Origin of the sequence: Actinocorallia longicatena (assembly GCF_039534125.1) — a bacterium.
Taxonomy (GTDB): Bacteria; Actinomycetota; Actinomycetes; order Streptosporangiales; family Streptosporangiaceae; genus Actinocorallia; species Actinocorallia longicatena.
Genome location: NZ_BAAAUV010000025.1, coordinates 15,950 through 32,217, shown reverse-complemented (window position 1 = coordinate 32,217; position 16,268 = coordinate 15,950). Strand labels below are relative to the sequence as shown.

The following is a 16,268-nucleotide window of genomic DNA, read 5'->3' as shown; positions in this document are numbered from 1 at the left end:
TTTCGAACGCCCTGCCGGGGCACGGATGCGGCGAGAGAAAGGGGCACCGAAATGAGCGGTGAACTGCAGGGGCTCAAGGTCGCGTTCCTCGTCGCTCCCGAGGGCGTGGAGCAGGTCGAGCTGACCGAGCCGTGGGAGGCCGTCGAGGAGGCGGGCGGGCTGCCGGGGCTGATCTCGACCCAGTCGGGGAGGGTCCAGGCCTACGACCATCTGGACAAGGGCGACTCCTTCACCGCCGACAGCACGGTGAACGTGGCGAGCCCGTCCGACTTCGACGCGCTCGTCCTGCCGGGCGGTGTCGCCAACCCCGACTACCTGCGGACCCAGCCGGAGGCCGTCGCCTTCGTGCGGGCGTTCTTCGACACCGGCAAGCCCGTCGCCGCGATCTGCCACGCCCCCTGGGTGCTGATCGAGGCCGGCGTGGTCAGTGGCCGGACCCTCACCTCCTGGCCCAGCCTCCGCACCGACCTGGCCAACGCGGGCGCCACCTGGACCGACATCGAGGTGCAGGTCTGCGACGCCGGGCCCAACAGGCTGATCACCAGCCGGAAGCCCGACGACCTGAAGGCCTTCTGCCAGGCGCTTCTCTCGGGGCTCCCGCGCAGGTGAGAGCCCTAGAATCGGGTGAATGAAGACCGTTCCGGCCGAAGTGACCACCTGGTACCTGGAGCAGACCTCGCCCGGCGACCTGGTACCGGCGCGTCCCGCGCCCGTCCAGATCGTCAGGGCCGAGGTGCCCAGCCCGGAGTTCGCGCGCTACCTCTACACGGCCGTCGGCGGCCCGCACAACTGGACCGACCGGCTCGTCTGGTCCCACGACCACTGGCAGGAGCACCTGACGCGGCCGGGCGTCGAGATCTGGACGGCCTGGGACCGCGGCACCCCGGCCGGATACGTCGAGCTCCTCCCGCCCGAGGACGGCGCCGTGGAGATCATCTGCTTCGGCCTGGTCCCCTCCTTCATCGGCCGGGGCATCGGCGGCCACCTGCTCAGCGAGGGCACCGCCCGTGCCTGGGACCTCGCCGCCCGCTGGCCGGGCCTGCCCGCCACCACCCGCGTCTGGCTGCACACCTGCTCCCTGGACGGCCCCGCGGCCGTCCCCAACTACACCAGGCGCGGTTTCCGCGTCTACGCCACGAGAACCCGGGTCGAGGACGTCTGGGAACGGCCCCTGGGCCCCTGGCCCGGCGCCCGCTGACCTAGGCTCGGATCATGAGGATGTTCGTGGTCGACGCCTTCACCGGCGAGGCGTTCGCGGGGAATCCGGCCGGGGTCTGCCTCCTGGACGCCCCGGCGGACGAGGCATGGATGCTGAAGGTCGCCGCCGAGATGAAGCACTCCGAGACGGCGTTCGTCCGGCGGTCCGGGGGCGGGGAGTTCGAGCTGCGCTGGTTCACTCCGGCCGTCGAGGTGCGGTTGTGCGGGCACGCGACGCTCGGCGCGGCGCACGCCCTGTTCGAGGCCGGGCTGGTGCCCGCGGGACGCCCGGTGGTCTTCCGCACCAGGAGCGGGCCGCTGACCGTCACCCCGGTGGCGCGGGGGTACGAGCTGGACTTCCCCGCCAAGGCCGCCGTCCCGGTTGAGACGCCGGACGGGCTGCTGGAGGCCCTGGGCGTCGCGGCGGAGGACGTCCTGCGCAACGACCAGAACGATCTGCTGGTCGTGGTCGCCGACGCCGCGGCCGTCCGCGGGACGGCCCCCGATTTCGCCGCCCTGGCCGGGATCGACGCCCGCGGCGTCTGCGTGACGGCCCCCGGCGAGGACGGACCCAACTTCGTGTCGCGGTTCTTCGCCCCGGCCGTCGGGGTCGAGGAGGACCCGGTCACCGGCTCCGCCCACTGCATGCTCGCCCCGTACTGGGCGGAGCGGCTCGGCCGGACCGAACTCGCCGCCCGGCAGCTCTCGGCGAGGGGCGGATCCCTGCGGGTGACGCTGCGCGGCGACCGCGTCCTGCTCGGCGGCGAGGCCGTGACCGTCCTCGACGGAGAGCTGCGGGTCTGAGGCATGGCGCCGCCGTGCGGGGGAAAAGGCCGGGAGTGATGCTCTGGTCGTTCCTGGCGGGGGCCCTGCCGGTGCTGGCCTTCCCGCGGGCGGGGCTCGGCTGGCTCGCCTGGGTGGGACTCGTCCCCGGGCTGCTCCTGATCAGGGCCGCCGCCGATCCGGCACGGGCCTGGCGGCGCGGCTGGGCGTTCGGGTTCGGCTACCTGCTGGCGGCGGTCTCCTGGATGACGCCCAGCATCGGGCCCGGTGTCCTCGTGGTCGCGCTGGTCTTCTCGGCGCCGTGGGCGCTGTGGGGCCTCGCCGTGCGGGCCTGCCGGGGCGCCGCCGCGCTGGTCGTGGTCCCCTCGGTGTGGGTGCTGGGGGAGTACGCGCGGTCCTGGCACGGGTTCGGCGGGCCGTGGGCGGTGTTCGGAGTCACCCAGTGGCGGCATCCGGCGGTTCTGGCCCTCGCCGGCGTGGGCGGGGTGTGGGCGCTGAGCTTCGTCCTGGTGCTGGTCAACGTCGCCCTCGTGGAGGCCGACCGCAGGGCGCTCGCCGTCGCGTTCGCCGCCGTGGTCGCGGGTCCCGCGCTGTACCTCCTCCAAGGCGCGCCGCCGGTGACCGGGCGGTTCACGGTGGCGCTGGTCCAGCCGGGGATCATGCCCGATCCCGCGTCGCGGTTCGACGCGGGGGAGCGGATCACCCGGACCCTGCCCCCCGTCGATCTGGTCGTCTGGGGCGAGAGCAGCGTCGGCTACGACCTGAGGACCCGGCCCGACCTGCGGGAGCGCGTCCCCGGCACGGCCCTGGTCAACGAGGACGCCAGGGACGCGGGCGGCCGCATCTCCAAGAGCTCGGTGCTGCTCGAGGACGGTGCCGAGCAGGGACGCTACGTCAAGACGCGGCTGGTGCCGTTCGGGGAGTACGTGCCGTTCCGGTTCGCCCTCGGCTGGCTGACGAGGATCAGCAAGGCGGCCGGGGAGGACCGGGTGCCGGGGACGGGCGCGGCCGTGATGGACGTCCACGGGACCGCGATCGCGCCGATCGTCTGCTTCGAGTCGGCCTTCCCCGATCTGGGGCGGGCGGCCGTGGGGATGGGAGCGCGGGTGATCGTCGTCCAGTCGGCGACCTCGTCCTTCCAGGACTCCTGGGCGCCCCCGCAGCACGCGGCGCTGGGGGCCGTCCGGGCGGCGGAGTCGGGCCGCCCGGTGGTGCAGGCCGCCCTGACGGGGGTCTCGGCGGCCTTCGACGCCCGCGGCCGCCGGCTGGCCTGGATGGACACCGGCGACCGCGGGGCCGTGGTCGTCCCCCTCGACCTCCCCGTCCGGGGGCACCGCACCCTCTACTCGCGGCTGGGCGATCTCGTTCCCCTGCTCTGCCTGCTGGTGATCGCCGGGCTGGGGGTCGGAACGATCACTGAGAAGTCCATGAGAGCGTCCTGAGAAACCGGCCCGGACGTCGCCGGGGGTGTTCCCGCTGGTTACCGTGGACGTATGAGCACTCCCGACGAGCCCCGCGCCCACATCCTGGTCGTCGACGACGAACCCGCCGTGCGCGAGTCCCTCGTCAGCAGCCTGGAGTTCGAGGGCTACCGGGTCAGCGAGGCCGGGGACGGCGTGGACGCCCTCCACATGGCCGAGAAGGTCGACCCCGACCTGATCGTCCTGGACGTCCTGATGCCCCGCATGGACGGCCTGACGGCCTGCCGCCGCCTGCGCACCCAGGGGGACACCGTCCCGGTGCTCATGCTGACCGCCCGCGACATGGTTGGCGACCGCGTCACCGGTCTCGACGCCGGCGCCGACGACTACCTCGTCAAGCCCTTCGAGCTCGACGAGCTGCTCGCCCGCATCCGCGCCCTGCTGCGCCGCAGCTCCCTGGCCTCGGCCTCGGGCACTGGGCCGGAGGAGGAGGTCCTGGAGTTCGGCGGGATCCGCATGAACACCCTCACCCGCGAGGTCACCCGCGACGGCCGCCGCCTGGAGCTGACCCGCACCGAATACATGCTGCTCGAGATGTTCATGAGCCACCCGCGCCAGGTCCTCACCCGCGAGCAGATCCTCGAGACCGTGTGGGGCTTCGACTTCGAGCCCGCCTCCAACTCCCTCGACGTCTACGTCATGTACCTGCGCCGCAAGACCGAGGTCGACGGCCTGCCCCGCCTGGTCCACACCGTCCGCGGGGTCGGCTACGCCCTGCGCACCACGTCGTGAGAAGGCTCCCGCTCCGCGGCCGCCTCGCCCTCCTGACCGCGGTGGCCGTCGCCATAGCCGTCGCCGCCTGCGCCGTCGCCTCCTGGTTCCTCGTCCGGGGCCAGCTCTACGACCAGCTCGACAAGCAGCTCGTGGCCCGTTCGGGGATCATGCCGCCGCCGCCCGGAGAGGACGGCGGGGGGCTGCCCCAGCGCAACATGATCAGCAACCAGATCATCGTGGCCGCCGGCACCTGCACGCAGGAGTTGCAGACCAGGCCCGAGGGATGGCCGTACGGCCCCGGCGACGACCAGTTCATGCAGGTCCTCAACGAGGACGGCGGCTACTGCACCGCGCCGGGCAAGGGCAAGATCGCCGTCACGGCCGAGGACAAGGCCGTCGCGGAGGGCACCTCCGCCAGGTCGATCGGCAATTCCACCGGCACCAGCATCGACGGCACCAGCACCGATCTGCGCGTGCTCACCCAGCGGGTCACCCTCGACGTCATCGACACCGAGGGCAAGCACGCCCGCAAGACCTACACCGTCATGACGGGCATGCCGCTCGACCAGGTCACCGCCCCGCTCGGCAACCTCGCCCTCACCCTGCTCGCCGTGTCCGCCCTGGGCGTGCTCGGCGCGGCCTTCGCCGGGCTGCTGATCGCCCGCGCGGCCCTCAAGCCCGTCGACGGGCTGACCGACGCGGTCGAGGACATCGCGCGGACCGAGGACCTGTCGGTGAAGATCCCCGAGGAGGGGACGGACGAGATCGCCCGGCTCGGACGGTCGTTCAACACGATGACGGCCGCCCTGGCCGCCTCCCAGGAGCGCCAGCGGAACCTGATCGCCGACGCGGGACACGAACTCAGAACCCCGCTGACCAGCATGAAGACCAACATCGAGCTGCTGATCAAGAGCCAGAACACCGGCCGCGACCTGCCGCCGGACGTCAAGGAGCGGCTGCTCGCGAGCGTCAAGGCCCAGATGCAGGAGCTGACCACGCTGATCGGCGACCTGCTCCAGCTCGGCAGCCCCGCCGCCAAGAGGCGCGAGGTCACCGAAGTGCCCCTGCACGAGGTGGCGCGGCGGGCCGTCGAACGGGCGCGTCTGCGCGGCCCCGGCCTGACCGTGACGGCCCGGCTCGACCCCTGGTACGTGCGCGGCGACGCCGACACCCTGGAACGCGCCGTCGTCAACCTGTGCGACAACGCCGTCAAGTTCAGCCCGTCCGGGGGAGTGGTCGAGGTGCGCCTGGAGGGCGGCGCGCTGACGGTCCGCGACCAGGGTCCCGGCATCCCCGAGGACGAGCTCCCCTACGTCTTCGAGCGGTTCTGGCGCTCACCCAGCGCCCGCAGCCTGCCCGGCTCCGGCCTCGGCCTGTCGATCGTCGCGCAGATCGCCGAGGAGGCGGGCGGCAAGGTCGCGCTGGAGCCCGTCCCCGGCGGCGGGACCCTCGCCCGGCTCGAGCTGCCCGGTGCCAGAACCGCCTCCTGAGCCCCTTCTCATGAGGCGTTAAAGGCAGCGTCAGCCCCGTCCCAGACGGGCTCGCGAACCTGGTCGCATGAACCCAGTGATCGAGCTGCCCCCGGCCCGACCGGCGGAACGCCTGGTCGAGATCGTCGTCCCCGTGTACAACGAGGAGCACGTGCTGGAGGCCAGCGTCCGCCGGCTGCACGGCTACCTCTCGGGCACCTTCCCGTACGGATTCCGCATCACCGTCGCCGACAACGCCAGCACCGACGGCACCTGGCCCGTGGCCCAGCGCCTCGCCGCGACCCTGCCGAAGGTCCACGCCGTCCACCTGGACGCCAAGGGCCGCGGCAGGGCGCTGCGCAAGGTGTGGGGCGAGAGCGACGCCGACGTCGTCGCCTACATGGACGTGGATCTGTCGACCCGGCTCGAGGGCTTCCTGCCGCTCGTCGCCCCGCTCCTGTCCGGCCACTCCGACCTCGCCATCGGCAGCCGCCTGGCCCGCAGCGCCGCCGTCGTGCGCGGGCCGAAACGCGAGTTCATCTCCCGCTCCTACAACCTGCTGCTGCGCACGACCCTCGCCGCCCGTTTCTCCGACGCCCAGTGCGGCTTCAAGGCGGGCCGCACCGAGATCGTCCAGGCGCTGCTGCCGGCCGTCGAGGACAACGCCTGGTTCTTCGACACCGAGCTCCTGCTGCTCGCCGAGCGCACCGGGCTGCGCATCCACGAGGTGCCCGTCGACTGGGTCGACGACCCCGACAGCCGCGTCAACGTCGCTCAGACCGCCCTCGACGACCTGCGCGGCATGGCCCGCGTCGCCCGCAAGATCCTTCGCGGCGAGTTCGGCCGCGGCGGGGTGCCGCGCCGCAGGATCGCCGCGGCCGCCCTGCCCACCGGCATGGGCCGCCAGATCCCCAGCTTCGCGATCATCGGCGTCGTCAGCACCGCCGCCCAGCTCGTCCTGTACACGCTGCTGCGGCTCGTGATGCCGCCGCTGGCGGCCAACGCCGTCTCGCTGGTCGTGACGACCATCGGGAACACCGCGGCCAACCGCCGCTTCACCTTCGGGGTGACCGGACCGGCGGGCGCCGTCCGGCACCAGCTCCAGGGAGGGGTCACCTTCCTCGTGGGGCTGGCCCTGTCCACCGGGGGCCTCGCCCTGCTGCACCTGCTCGCGCCGGGCTCCGCGCAGATCGTCGAGCTCGCGACCCTCGTCACGGCGAACGCCCTGGCGACCCTCGTCCGGTTCCTGTTGCTGCGGAACTGGGTGTTCACCAGCCGGAAGGAGACCGCGTGACCACCGCGACCATGCCGACCCGGGAGGCGGACCGGAAGCCACGGGAGCGCTCCCTGCCCGTCAGGATCCTGCGGGGCCGGTCCACGGACCCGGCCTGGGCCAGGCCCGCGCTCTGGGCGGTCCTGCTGCTCACCCTCGGCCTGTACACCTGGAACCTGTCGGCCAACGGCGACGCCAACACCTACTACGCGGCGGCCGTGAAGTCCGGCGCCGAGAGCTGGAAGGCCTGGTTCTTCGGCGCCCTCGACGCCGGTTCCTTCATCACCGTCGACAAGCCGCCGTTCGCCCTGTGGGCGATGGGACTGTCGGCCCGGATCTTCGGCTACTCGACCTGGAGCATGCTGCTCCCGCAGGTCCTGGCCGGGGTCGCGACCGTGGGGATCCTCTACAGCGCCGTGCGCAGGCCGTTCGGCCACGCCGCCGCGACGATCGCGGCGCTGGTCATGGCGCTCACCCCGATCACGGTCGCGATCAACCGCGACAACAACCCCGACACGCTGCTCGTCCTGCTGCTGGTGGCCGCCGCCTGGTGCCTCCAGCGCTCGCTCGGCGGCCGGCTGTGGCCGCTGCTCGGCGCGGCCGTCCTGGTCGGCTGCGCGTTCAACACCAAGATGCTCCAGGCCTACCTGGTGCTGCCCGCCTTCAGCCTGGTCTACCTGGCCTGCGCCAGGGGCGGCGTCGGCCGCCGCCTCGTGAACCTGCTCCTGGCGGGCGTCGCGCTGGCCGCGTCGAGCGGCTGGTGGATGGGCGTGGTCGCGCTGGTGCCCGCCGCAGACCGGCCCTACATCGGAGGCAGCACCGACAACACCGTCTGGGACCTCGTCATCGGCTACAACGGCCTCGGCCGCATCACCGGCAACGAGGGCGGCGGACCCGGCGGGGGCCGCGGCGGGGCGAGCTTCGGCGGCGAGGCCGGGGCGGGCCGGCTGTTCAACGACATCGTCGGCGGCCAGATCTCCTGGCTGATCCCCGCGGCCGCGCTGCTGTTCCTGGCGGGCCTGTACATCGTCGGCAGGGCGCCGCGCACCGACGACCGCCGCGCGGCACTGCTGCTGTGGGGCGGCTGGCTGGCCGTCCACTTCGTCGTGTTCGGCTTCGCCGAGGGGACCTTCCACCCCTACTACGTCACCGCGATGGCGCCCGCGCTCGGCGCGCTCACCGGGGCCGGAGCGGTCCTGACCTGGCGCCTGCCGTGGGTCCAGGCGCTGACGGCCGCCGTCACCGGCGCGTGGGCGTTCACGATCCTGCACCGCACGCCCTCCTGGCACCCGTGGGTCGCCTGGACGGTCGCGTGCGCCACGTTCCTCGCCGTCGTCCTGCTCCTGGTCCGCGGCTACTCCGACGGCCGCCGCGGCATCGCCGCCGCGGCGATCGCCACGACCCTCGTCGCGACCCTCGCGGGACCGGCCGCCTACTCGGCCTCGGCCGCCGCGAGCAGGGTCAACGGCACCAACCCCCTGGCGGGACCGGGCAGCGGAGGCATGGGCGGCCCCGGAGGCAGGGGAGGACCTCCCGGCGGCTTCGGCGGGCAGCGCCCCTCCGGCACCGCCGGGCAGGCCCCCACGGGCTCCGGCGAGCAGCCGCCGCAAGGCATGACCGGCGGCGGTTCCGGCGACGGCCCCTCCGGCGGCATGGGCGGAGGCGGCATGGGCGGGGGCGGCATGGGCGGCCCCGGCGGGAACATCGGCTCCGAGGTCGTCGACTACCTGGTGAAGAACCAGGGGAGCGCGCGGTGGCTCGTCGCGGTCGCCAGCGCCCAGTCCGCGAGCTCGCTGATCCTCCAGACCGGGAGGCCCGTCATCGCGATGGGCGGCTTCACCGGCAGCGACCCGGCGATGACCGTCGCCAAGCTGAAGGCCTACGCCGCCGCCGGGAAGCTCAGGTACGTCCTGGTCGGCGACGCCCGCGGCGGCGGCAGCTCCGAGGTCACCGCCTGGGTTCAGCAGAACGGCAAGGCGGTGACCGGGATGAGCGGCCTGTACGAGCTGTCCTGACCGGACGGGCCGGGAGGCCGGGCTACTCGACCATGACGTGGACCGACCACGTCCTCGCGGGCTTCTTCTTCTCCCACGAGCGCAGGTAGCCCAGCCTCAGCGGCGTCGCCCCCTTCTTGGCGGCCGTGAAGCGGAACGTGACGGAGCCGCCCGCACCGGGCGGCGGGGCGGAGGAGATCTGCGGCTCGCCGTCCTGCCGCAGCACCTTCGGGTCGTTCTTCAGCACCCACCAGGAGTAGCCGGTGGAGGTGTCGCCGGGCAGCGTGACCACGATGCGCTGCCCGGGCCGCACCGGGACGTGCCTCCCGTCGTCGGCCGGTCCGAGCCGCACCACCGGCGGGACCTTCGCCAGGGCGGCCGCCGCCGTCATGGGCGGCGGCATGACACCCGCCTCCACCGGACGGCGGGGTGCCGCGTCCGTGCCGCATCCGGTGAGCGCCAGCACCACCACCAGCGGAAATATCTTGCGCATGGGATCCCCCGATTCCATTTCGCCTACAGGGCTTCGAGGTTAGGGCGCGGCGCTCTACGCTGGGCGGACCCCGCGCCCCTCGGAGAGTCCGTGCCCACTCTGCACAAGTTCGCCGTCCTCGTCGTCGGCGCCGCACTGCTGTTCGGCCTGCTGCTGATGCCCGAAGATCCGCATGGCGGCAAGGAGGCCGGCGCCGTCGTCAGCCCCGGGACGGGCACGCCGGGCCCGTCCGCCTCCGCGCCGCCCACGAAGGGACCGCCGCCCAAGCCGCAGCCCGCCTCCGCCGAGGCCACCGCCGCCAAGGCCGACGAGCTCGGCCAGGTCCCCGTGCTCATGTACCACCGGATCGTCGCCAAGAAGGCCGCCGACCTCGACCGCACCCCCAAGGAGCTCCGCACCGAGCTCGAGGCCCTGGCGACGGCCGGCTATGTGCCCGTCACCGCCGCCGAGTACGTCCAGGGGAAGATCGACATCCCGCTGGGCAAGCACCCGGTCGTGCTGACCTTCGACGACGGCTACCCCGACCACATCGCCCTGGACGCCCAGGGCGCGCCCGCCCCGGACACCGCCGCCGGGGTGATCATGGACGTCGCCTCCCGGCACCCCGAGTTCCGCCCGGTGGCGACCTTCTACGTGATCAAGGATCCGTTCCAGCTCGGCGCCACCGGGCCCGACCCGACGCTCACCTGGCTCGTCGACCACGGCTTCGAGGTCGCCAACCACACCTCGACCCACCCCGATCTCTCCCGGCTCTCGGAGAAGAAGGTCCAGAAGGAGATCGGGGACCAGGAGAAGCTCGTCCAGAAGCTGACCGGGCGTCCGTCGATCACCTTCGCCTACCCCTACGGGGCGGTCCCGAAGAAGCACCAGTGGGCGATGAAGGGCGACGGCTGGGCCTTCCAGGGCGCCTTCCTGGCCGGGTACGACCCCGCCCCCTCGCCCTTCGACAAGCGCCTCGACCGGGCGAAGATCCCCAGGATCCGCTCGATGGGCAAGGTCAAGAAGGACGGCTGCGACCAGTTCTGCTCCACCGCCTGGCTCGCCTGGCTGGACAAGAACCCCGGCAAGCGCTACACCTCTGACGGCGACCCCTCGGTCATCACGGTCCCCGAAGCAGAGGTGAAAGATCTTGCTCCGGGGCTCGCGGAAAAGGCCCGGATCTACTAGATTCCGGCTGACGTGCGCCGCTCCAATTGACCCGCGGCCCCAAGGTCTCATATGCTGATCGCTGCGCTATGGGTCTGCGGCGCCTCGGACGTAGCAGGCACTCGCTCGAAACGGTCGACATCGGTCTTACAGGACACAAGCTGGCTCTCTGAGCCAGGTGTCCCGGCATCTCCGGTCTTGGCGGGGACGAAACCGGCCCTCCGCGCTACACATACGACTCATTGTCCGTACCCGGAGCCAGCCCACACATGACGAGCAGCACCGAAGCCACCTCGACCACCCCGCAGGTAGCGGTCAACGACATCGGCTCGGCCGAGGACTTCCTCGCCGCGATCGACCTGACCATCAAGTACTTCAATGACGGCGACATCGTCGAAGGCGTCGTCGTCAAGGTCGACCGAGACGAGGTCTTGCTCGACATCGGTTACAAGACCGAGGGCGTCATCCCGTCCCGCGAGCTCTCGATCAAGCACGACGTCGACCCCAACGAGGTCGTCACCGTCGGCGACGAGGTCGAAGCCCTGGTCCTCCAGAAGGAGGACAAGGAAGGTCGCCTGATCCTGTCCAAGAAGCGCGCGCAGTACGAGCGCGCCTGGGGCACGATCGAGAAGATCAAGGACGAGGACGGCATCGTCACGGGCACGGTCATCGAGGTCGTCAAGGGTGGTCTCATCCTCGACATCGGCCTGCGTGGCTTCCTGCCCGCGTCGCTCGTCGAGATGCGCCGGGTCCGCGACCTCCAGCCGTACGTCGGCAAGGAGCTCGAGGCCAAGATCATCGAGCTGGACAAGAACCGCAACAACGTGGTCCTGTCCCGCCGTGCCTGGCTCGAGCAGACCCAGTCCGAGGTCCGCCAGACCTTCCTCAACACCCTGCAGAAGGGCCAGGTCCGCAAGGGCGTCGTGTCCTCGATCGTCAACTTCGGTGCCTTCGTGGACCTGGGCGGCGTCGACGGTCTCGTGCACGTCTCGGAGCTGTCCTGGAAGCACATCGACCACCCGTCCGAGGTCGTCGAGGTCGGTCAGGAAGTCACGGTCGAGGTCCTCGACGTCGACATGGAGCGCGAGCGCGTCTCCCTGTCGCTCAAGGCGACCCAGGAAGACCCGTGGCAGCAGTTCGCCCGGACCCACCAGATCGGCCAGGTCGTCCCCGGCCGCGTCACCAAGCTCGTCCCCTTCGGTGCGTTCGTGCGCGTCGAGGAGGGCATCGAGGGCCTGGTCCACATCTCCGAGCTGGCCGAGCGCCACGTGGAGATCCCGGAGCAGGTCGTCCAGGTGGGCGACGAGATCTTCGTCAAGATCATCGACATCGACCTCGACCGCCGTCGCATCAGCCTCTCGCTGAAGCAGGCCAACGAGGGCGCGGCCGAGGTCACCGACGAGGAGTTCGACCCGACCCTGTACGGCATGCCGGCCGAGTACGACGCCGAGGGCAACTACAAGTACCCCGAGGGCTTCGACTCCGAGACGGGCGAATGGCTCGAGGGCTTCGACTCGCAGCGTGAGACGTGGGAGAAGCAGTACGCCGACGCGCGTCAGCGCTTCGACGCCCACCGCAAGCAGATCGACGAGGCCCGCAAGGCCGACGCCGAGGCCGCCGGCGGCGAGGGTCAGACCTCCTACTCCGCCGGTGCGAGCGAGGAGCAGGTCGGCGGCGCTCTCGCCACCGACGAGGCGCTCGCCGCCCTGCGGGAGAAGCTGTCGGGCAACCAGTAGCATCCGTCAGGCGCTACCATCTCTCAGGTGGTAACGACTGATATTGGTACTCGCGCAGAGGGTCCCTCCGGTCCGCCGGGGGGACCCTCTGTCGTTCCCCGGGGCCGGGCCCGGCTGGCGCTGATCGCGGTCACCGTCGCCGTGCTGGCCGAGACTCTCCGCTTCTCGCTCGCCGAGTTCTCCGGCCTGGGGGTCGGCGCGGCCGCCGGGCTCGGCCTGCTGGCCGCCGCGATCCCCTTCCTCGCACCGCTGATCCGCTCGGCCGCGGGGCCTCGGGCGCTGATGGCCGTCGGCGTCGGCGGGCTGCTGGCCGCCCGGCTGGCGGCCCAGATCCTCGGCCCCGACGTGGCGATCGCGGTCGCCGGGACGGGCCTCGGCCTGCTGGCGCTGACGTCGTTGTACGAGGGTTCGCGCGGGCTGTCCGGCGTCGGGTTCACCATCGCCGCCACCGCGGGCCTTGCCGTCGACACGAGCGTCCGCATGGCGTTCGGGACCTGGGACCCGGTCTGGCGGTCCGGCGTGGCCCCCTGGGCGGTCTGCCTGCTGACCGTCGCCCTCGGCGGGGTCGCGCTGTTCCGCGAGGTCTCCTCGGGGGCGGTGCCCGCCCCGCGGATCTCCTGGCGGGACGCCCTGGGCGCCGCCGCGCTGGGGCCGTTCCTGGCGTTGCAGGTCCTGGTGCTGTCCAGCCCGCCGTTCGTCGCCTCGTCCGGGTGGCTGTCACTGACCGTCGCCCATCTCGTGGTGCTGGCCGGCCAGGCCCTCGCGCTCGGCTTCCTCGCCTCGGGGCTGGCCGTCCGCGCGGTCCCCGGCGGGCTGGCCGTCCTCGGCGGCACCCTGCTCGGCGTATGCGCCGGATCGGTGGCGGGCAGTTACGCCCTCACCGGCAAGGCCGTCGTCTTCGCGGTGATCCCCGCGCAGGTCCTCGCCGCCTGGCTGCTGGCCGTCGCCTGCCGCTCCCCGCTGCGGCGCGGCCGGTTCATCGTGCCGGAGCAGCGCGAGAACGCCCAGGTCTCGGGCGTCTACGGCGTCTTCGGACGGCCGCAGAGCGCCTGGCGGATCGACATCGGCGCGGCCATCGGCGGCATCGCCGTCCTGGTGATCCTCCTGCCCTACACGCTCAACACCGTCCACCCGCTGCCGTTCCCCAACAACGCGCTGACGGCCCTCGCCGGGATCCTGCTCGGCCTGCTCGCGGCGATCGGCGCGGCCCGCGGCGGCCCGCTGCCCGCCCGCGCCCCGCAGCGCGCCGTGGCCGCGATCGCCGGAAGCCTGGCGCTGCTGGGCGGCACCGCGGTGTTCGTGGTCACCGAGCCCGCGGTGAGGAACGCCGGCTCGGGCGCCGACCTGCGCATCGTCTCCCTCAACCTCGAGCAGGCCATGCACGGCGGCAGGCTCGACCCCGAGGCCTACGCCCGGCGCATCCTCGCCCAGGACCCCGACGTGGTGCTGCTGCAGGAGGTCGGCCGCGGGGCGACCAGCTCGGGCGGCGCTGACCTCGGCGTCTGGCTGTCACGGCGCCTCGGCATGTCCCTGGTGTGGGGGCCCGCCACCGACGCCCAGTACGGGAACGCCATCCTCACCAGCCGCGGCGTCATGGCCTCCGGCACCTCCCGGGTGATCACCGGCGACCAGATCCGCGGCTACGCCTGGGCCAGGATCATCGTCAGGAACGGCCCGGTCGACGTGTGGACCACCCGCTTCGCCGACGGCCCCGGGGACGCGGCGATCCGCGCGACCGAGGGCGCCGCGATCGTCCGGGACTGGAGCAACGCGCCGCACACCGTCGTCGCCGGCGACCTGGGCGCCCAGCCGGGCAGCGACGAGCTGTCGACCCTCACCGACGGCACCGGTCTGCGCCGGGTGTCGGGCACCACCGAGCGGGGCCGCACCGACGGCCTGTTCGGCTCCCTCGACATGCTCTTCTCCGACGTCACGCTCGAACCCGGCCTCCTGGCCATCACCGCGAAGGCCGCCCGATGATGATCGAACGGGCGGGCGCGCAGGACGCGGGCGAGATCCTCTGCCTCCAGCGGGCGGCCTACGTCACCGAGGCGCAGCTGTACGGCGACCCGTTCCTGCCGCCGCTGGTGGAGTCCCTGGAGCAGGCCACGGCCCTGTACGCGACGGACGCCGTCGTGCTGAAGGCCACCGAGGCCGGCCGGGTCGTCGGCGCGGTCCGCGCGGTCTTCAACGAGCGGACCTGCCTGGTCGGACGGCTCATCGTCGCCCCCGACCGGCAGGGCCGCGGCATCGGCACGGCCCTGCTCAAGGCCGTCGAGGAGGAGGTCGCCGAACTCGCCGACGCCCTGGTGCTGTTCACCGGCCACCAGTCGGCGGGCAATCTGCGGCTGTACAAGCACCTCGGCTACCAGGAGTTCCGCCGCGAGCGGATCAACGAGCACCTGGTCCACGTGCATCTGCGCAAGGACCTCGAATAGCATTCGGTCATGCTGAAAGTGGGTCTCACGGGCGGTATCGGTTCCGGCAAGAGCGAGGTGTCGCGGGGCCTGGTCGCCAGGGGCGCGGTGCTGATCGACTCCGACGCGATGGCCCGTGAGGTGGTCGAGCCGGGCACCCCGGGGCTGGCGGCGATCGTCGAGGAGTTCGGCCCCGGGGTCCTGCGGGCCGACGGCGCGCTCGACCGCGAGAAGCTCGGCTCGATCGTCTTCTCCGATCCGGAGAAGCTGGCCGCGCTGAACGGCATCACCCATCCGCTGATCGGTGCCCGCGGCCAGGAGCTGCTGGCCGCGGCGCCCGAGGGCTCGATCGTCGTCTATGACGTCCCGCTGCTGGCGGAGAACCGGCTCAAGCCGCTCTACGACCTGGTCGTCGTCGTGGACGCCCCGGTCGAGACCCAGCTGGACCGGCTCACGTCGCAGCGGGGGATGACCGAGGAGGCGGCCGGGGCGCGCATCGCCGCCCAGGCCACCCGCGAGGAGCGCCGGGCCATCGCCGACCACGTGATCGACAACTCCGGCACCCTCGAGGAACTGCACGCCCACATCGACGCGCTGTGGGCGGACCTCCAGAAGAGGCTAGCCGCGGCGTAGCGTCCGGGCGAGGACGTCCGGCCGGTTGGTGACGATCCCGTCGACCCCGTAGGAGATCATCCGGCGCATCGTCGCACGGTCGTTGATGGTGTAGGCGTACAGGTCCATCCACTGGGAGTGGACCTCGCGCGCGTACTCCGGGGTGACCGTCCTGTGGTCGGGGTGGACGGCGTCGGCGTACCAGCGCAGGCCGAAGAGCTGGTCGGCGCGGGGCTTGCCGAGCGCGGCGGTGCGCGCCGAGCGCAGCCGCTCGTGGACGGGCTTGAGGTAGCGCCAGGAGAAGCTCTGGACCGTCAGCCGGTCGCTGTCGCGCCACCGGGGATCGGTCTTGATCGTGGCGATGACGCGGTCGGTCATGCCGGGGTAGAGGTCGGGGCGCTTGAGTTCCAGCAGCATGCCCGTGCCGGAGTCCGCGACGGTCCGCAGCGCCTGGGCGAGGGTGGGGATCCGCTCGCCCTTGTAGGTGCGGCCGAACCAGGAACCGGCGTCGAGCTTCTTGATCTGCTTGAGGGTCAGGTCCTTCACCCGCCACGGCTTGAGCTTGGGGTAGACCTTCTCGACGTTGGTGGTGCGCTTCAGCGTCTCGTCGTGGACGACGACGAGCTTGTGGTCCCTGGTCTGCTGGACGTCGAGCTCGGTGACGTCGGCGCCCATCCGGGCGGCGAGCCGGAACGAGGCGAGGGTGTTCTCCGGCGCGTAGGCCGACGCTCCCCGGTGGGCGATGGAGACGACCGGACCTCCCAGCCGGGCGGGCGCACCGGCGGCGGGCGGCACCACGGCGGCGCGGGCCGGTACCGGGAGGACGAGAACGAGGGCGGACGCGAGGATCACGGCTCCGAGCCGATGCATGCGGGGGGTTCCTCCGGCTGTATGGGGGCGGATGGCGCGCGAAGACCACGGTAGGGCAAGGGGTCACCGTCCGGCAGGCGAGT

Annotated in this window: 15 protein-coding genes; 13 read left to right on the top strand and 2 right to left on the bottom strand. The window is 72.3% G+C overall.

Features of this window, described 5'->3' with window-relative positions; genetic code table 11:
- Window positions 1-51: 51 nt before the first annotated feature.
- From ABD785_RS33020 to ABD785_RS32985, 8 genes are all read left to right on the top strand, one after another.
- Window positions 52-609, top strand: a complete 558-nt coding sequence (locus tag ABD785_RS33020) for a type 1 glutamine amidotransferase domain-containing protein (protein WP_344836215.1) — start codon at window positions 52-54, stop codon at window positions 607-609.
- A gap of 19 nt (window positions 610-628) precedes the next feature.
- The gene (locus tag ABD785_RS33015; protein WP_344836213.1) at window positions 629-1,198 is read left to right on the top strand and encodes a GNAT family N-acetyltransferase; all 570 of its coding nucleotides are present in this window, start codon (window positions 629-631) and stop codon (window positions 1,196-1,198) included.
- A 14-nt stretch (window positions 1,199-1,212) separates the two neighbouring features.
- Window positions 1,213-2,001, top strand: coding sequence for a PhzF family phenazine biosynthesis protein (locus tag ABD785_RS33010; RefSeq protein ID WP_344836211.1), 789 nt, complete (start codon window positions 1,213-1,215; stop codon window positions 1,999-2,001).
- A 38-nt stretch (window positions 2,002-2,039) separates the two neighbouring features.
- On the top strand, window positions 2,040-3,422 hold the full coding sequence (gene lnt / locus ABD785_RS33005; RefSeq protein ID WP_344836208.1) for an apolipoprotein N-acyltransferase: 1,383 nt from the start codon (window positions 2,040-2,042) through the stop codon (window positions 3,420-3,422).
- Window positions 3,423-3,473: 51 nt separating this feature from the next.
- On the top strand, window positions 3,474-4,193 hold the full coding sequence (locus ABD785_RS33000) for a response regulator transcription factor (RefSeq protein WP_344836205.1): 720 nt from the start codon (window positions 3,474-3,476) through the stop codon (window positions 4,191-4,193).
- Window positions 4,190-5,665 carry a sensor histidine kinase gene (locus tag ABD785_RS32995; RefSeq protein WP_344836202.1) on the top strand — a complete coding sequence of 492 codons (1,476 nt, stop codon included), beginning with the start codon at window positions 4,190-4,192 and terminating at the stop codon, window positions 5,663-5,665. Before ABD785_RS33000 ends, ABD785_RS32995 begins: the two co-directional genes overlap by 4 nt.
- Window positions 5,666-5,732: 67 nt before the next feature.
- Window positions 5,733-6,938 carry a bifunctional glycosyltransferase family 2/GtrA family protein gene (locus tag ABD785_RS32990; RefSeq protein ID WP_344836200.1) on the top strand — a complete coding sequence of 402 codons (1,206 nt, stop codon included), beginning with the start codon at window positions 5,733-5,735 and terminating at the stop codon, window positions 6,936-6,938.
- The gene (locus ABD785_RS32985; protein WP_344836197.1) at window positions 6,935-8,932 is read left to right on the top strand and encodes an ArnT family glycosyltransferase; all 1,998 of its coding nucleotides are present in this window, start codon (window positions 6,935-6,937) and stop codon (window positions 8,930-8,932) included. Before ABD785_RS32990 ends, ABD785_RS32985 begins: the two co-directional genes overlap by 4 nt.
- Before the next feature lie 22 nt (window positions 8,933-8,954).
- On the opposite strand, the gene ABD785_RS32980 is transcribed toward ABD785_RS32985, so the two are convergent.
- Entirely contained in the window at window positions 8,955-9,404 is a 450-nt protein-coding gene (locus ABD785_RS32980) for a protease inhibitor I42 family protein (RefSeq protein ID WP_344836194.1), read from the bottom strand.
- Window positions 9,405-9,494: 90 nt separating this feature from the next.
- Between ABD785_RS32980 and ABD785_RS32975 the strand changes: the two genes are divergently transcribed.
- The 5 genes from ABD785_RS32975 (at window position 9,495) to coaE (ending at window position 15,336) form a co-directional block, all read left to right on the top strand.
- Entirely contained in the window at window positions 9,495-10,571 is a 1,077-nt protein-coding gene (locus tag ABD785_RS32975; protein ID WP_344836191.1) for a polysaccharide deacetylase family protein, read from the top strand.
- Between the two features lie 248 nt (window positions 10,572-10,819).
- On the top strand, window positions 10,820-12,286 hold the full coding sequence (rpsA, locus tag ABD785_RS32970; RefSeq protein ID WP_344836188.1) for a 30S ribosomal protein S1: 1,467 nt from the start codon (window positions 10,820-10,822) through the stop codon (window positions 12,284-12,286).
- A 141-nt stretch (window positions 12,287-12,427) separates the two neighbouring features.
- A complete protein-coding gene (locus ABD785_RS32965) occupies window positions 12,428-14,266 on the top strand; it encodes an endonuclease/exonuclease/phosphatase family protein (RefSeq protein ID WP_344836185.1) in 1,839 nt (612 codons plus the stop codon).
- Window positions 14,266-14,724 carry a GNAT family N-acetyltransferase gene (locus ABD785_RS32960; protein WP_425547849.1) on the top strand — a complete coding sequence of 153 codons (459 nt, stop codon included), beginning with the start codon at window positions 14,266-14,268 and terminating at the stop codon, window positions 14,722-14,724. Before ABD785_RS32965 ends, ABD785_RS32960 begins: the two co-directional genes overlap by 1 nt.
- A 9-nt stretch (window positions 14,725-14,733) precedes the next feature.
- Entirely contained in the window at window positions 14,734-15,336 is a 603-nt protein-coding gene (gene coaE / locus ABD785_RS32955; RefSeq protein ID WP_344836180.1) for a dephospho-CoA kinase, read from the top strand.
- On the opposite strand, the gene ABD785_RS32950 is transcribed toward coaE, so the two are convergent.
- Window positions 15,322-16,185 (bottom strand): glycerophosphodiester phosphodiesterase, encoded by an 864-nt coding sequence (locus tag ABD785_RS32950; protein WP_344836177.1) that lies wholly within the window; start codon window positions 16,183-16,185, stop codon window positions 15,322-15,324. The two genes, coaE and ABD785_RS32950, sit on opposite strands and share 15 nt — an antisense overlap.
- Window positions 16,186-16,268 lie beyond the last annotated feature (83 nt).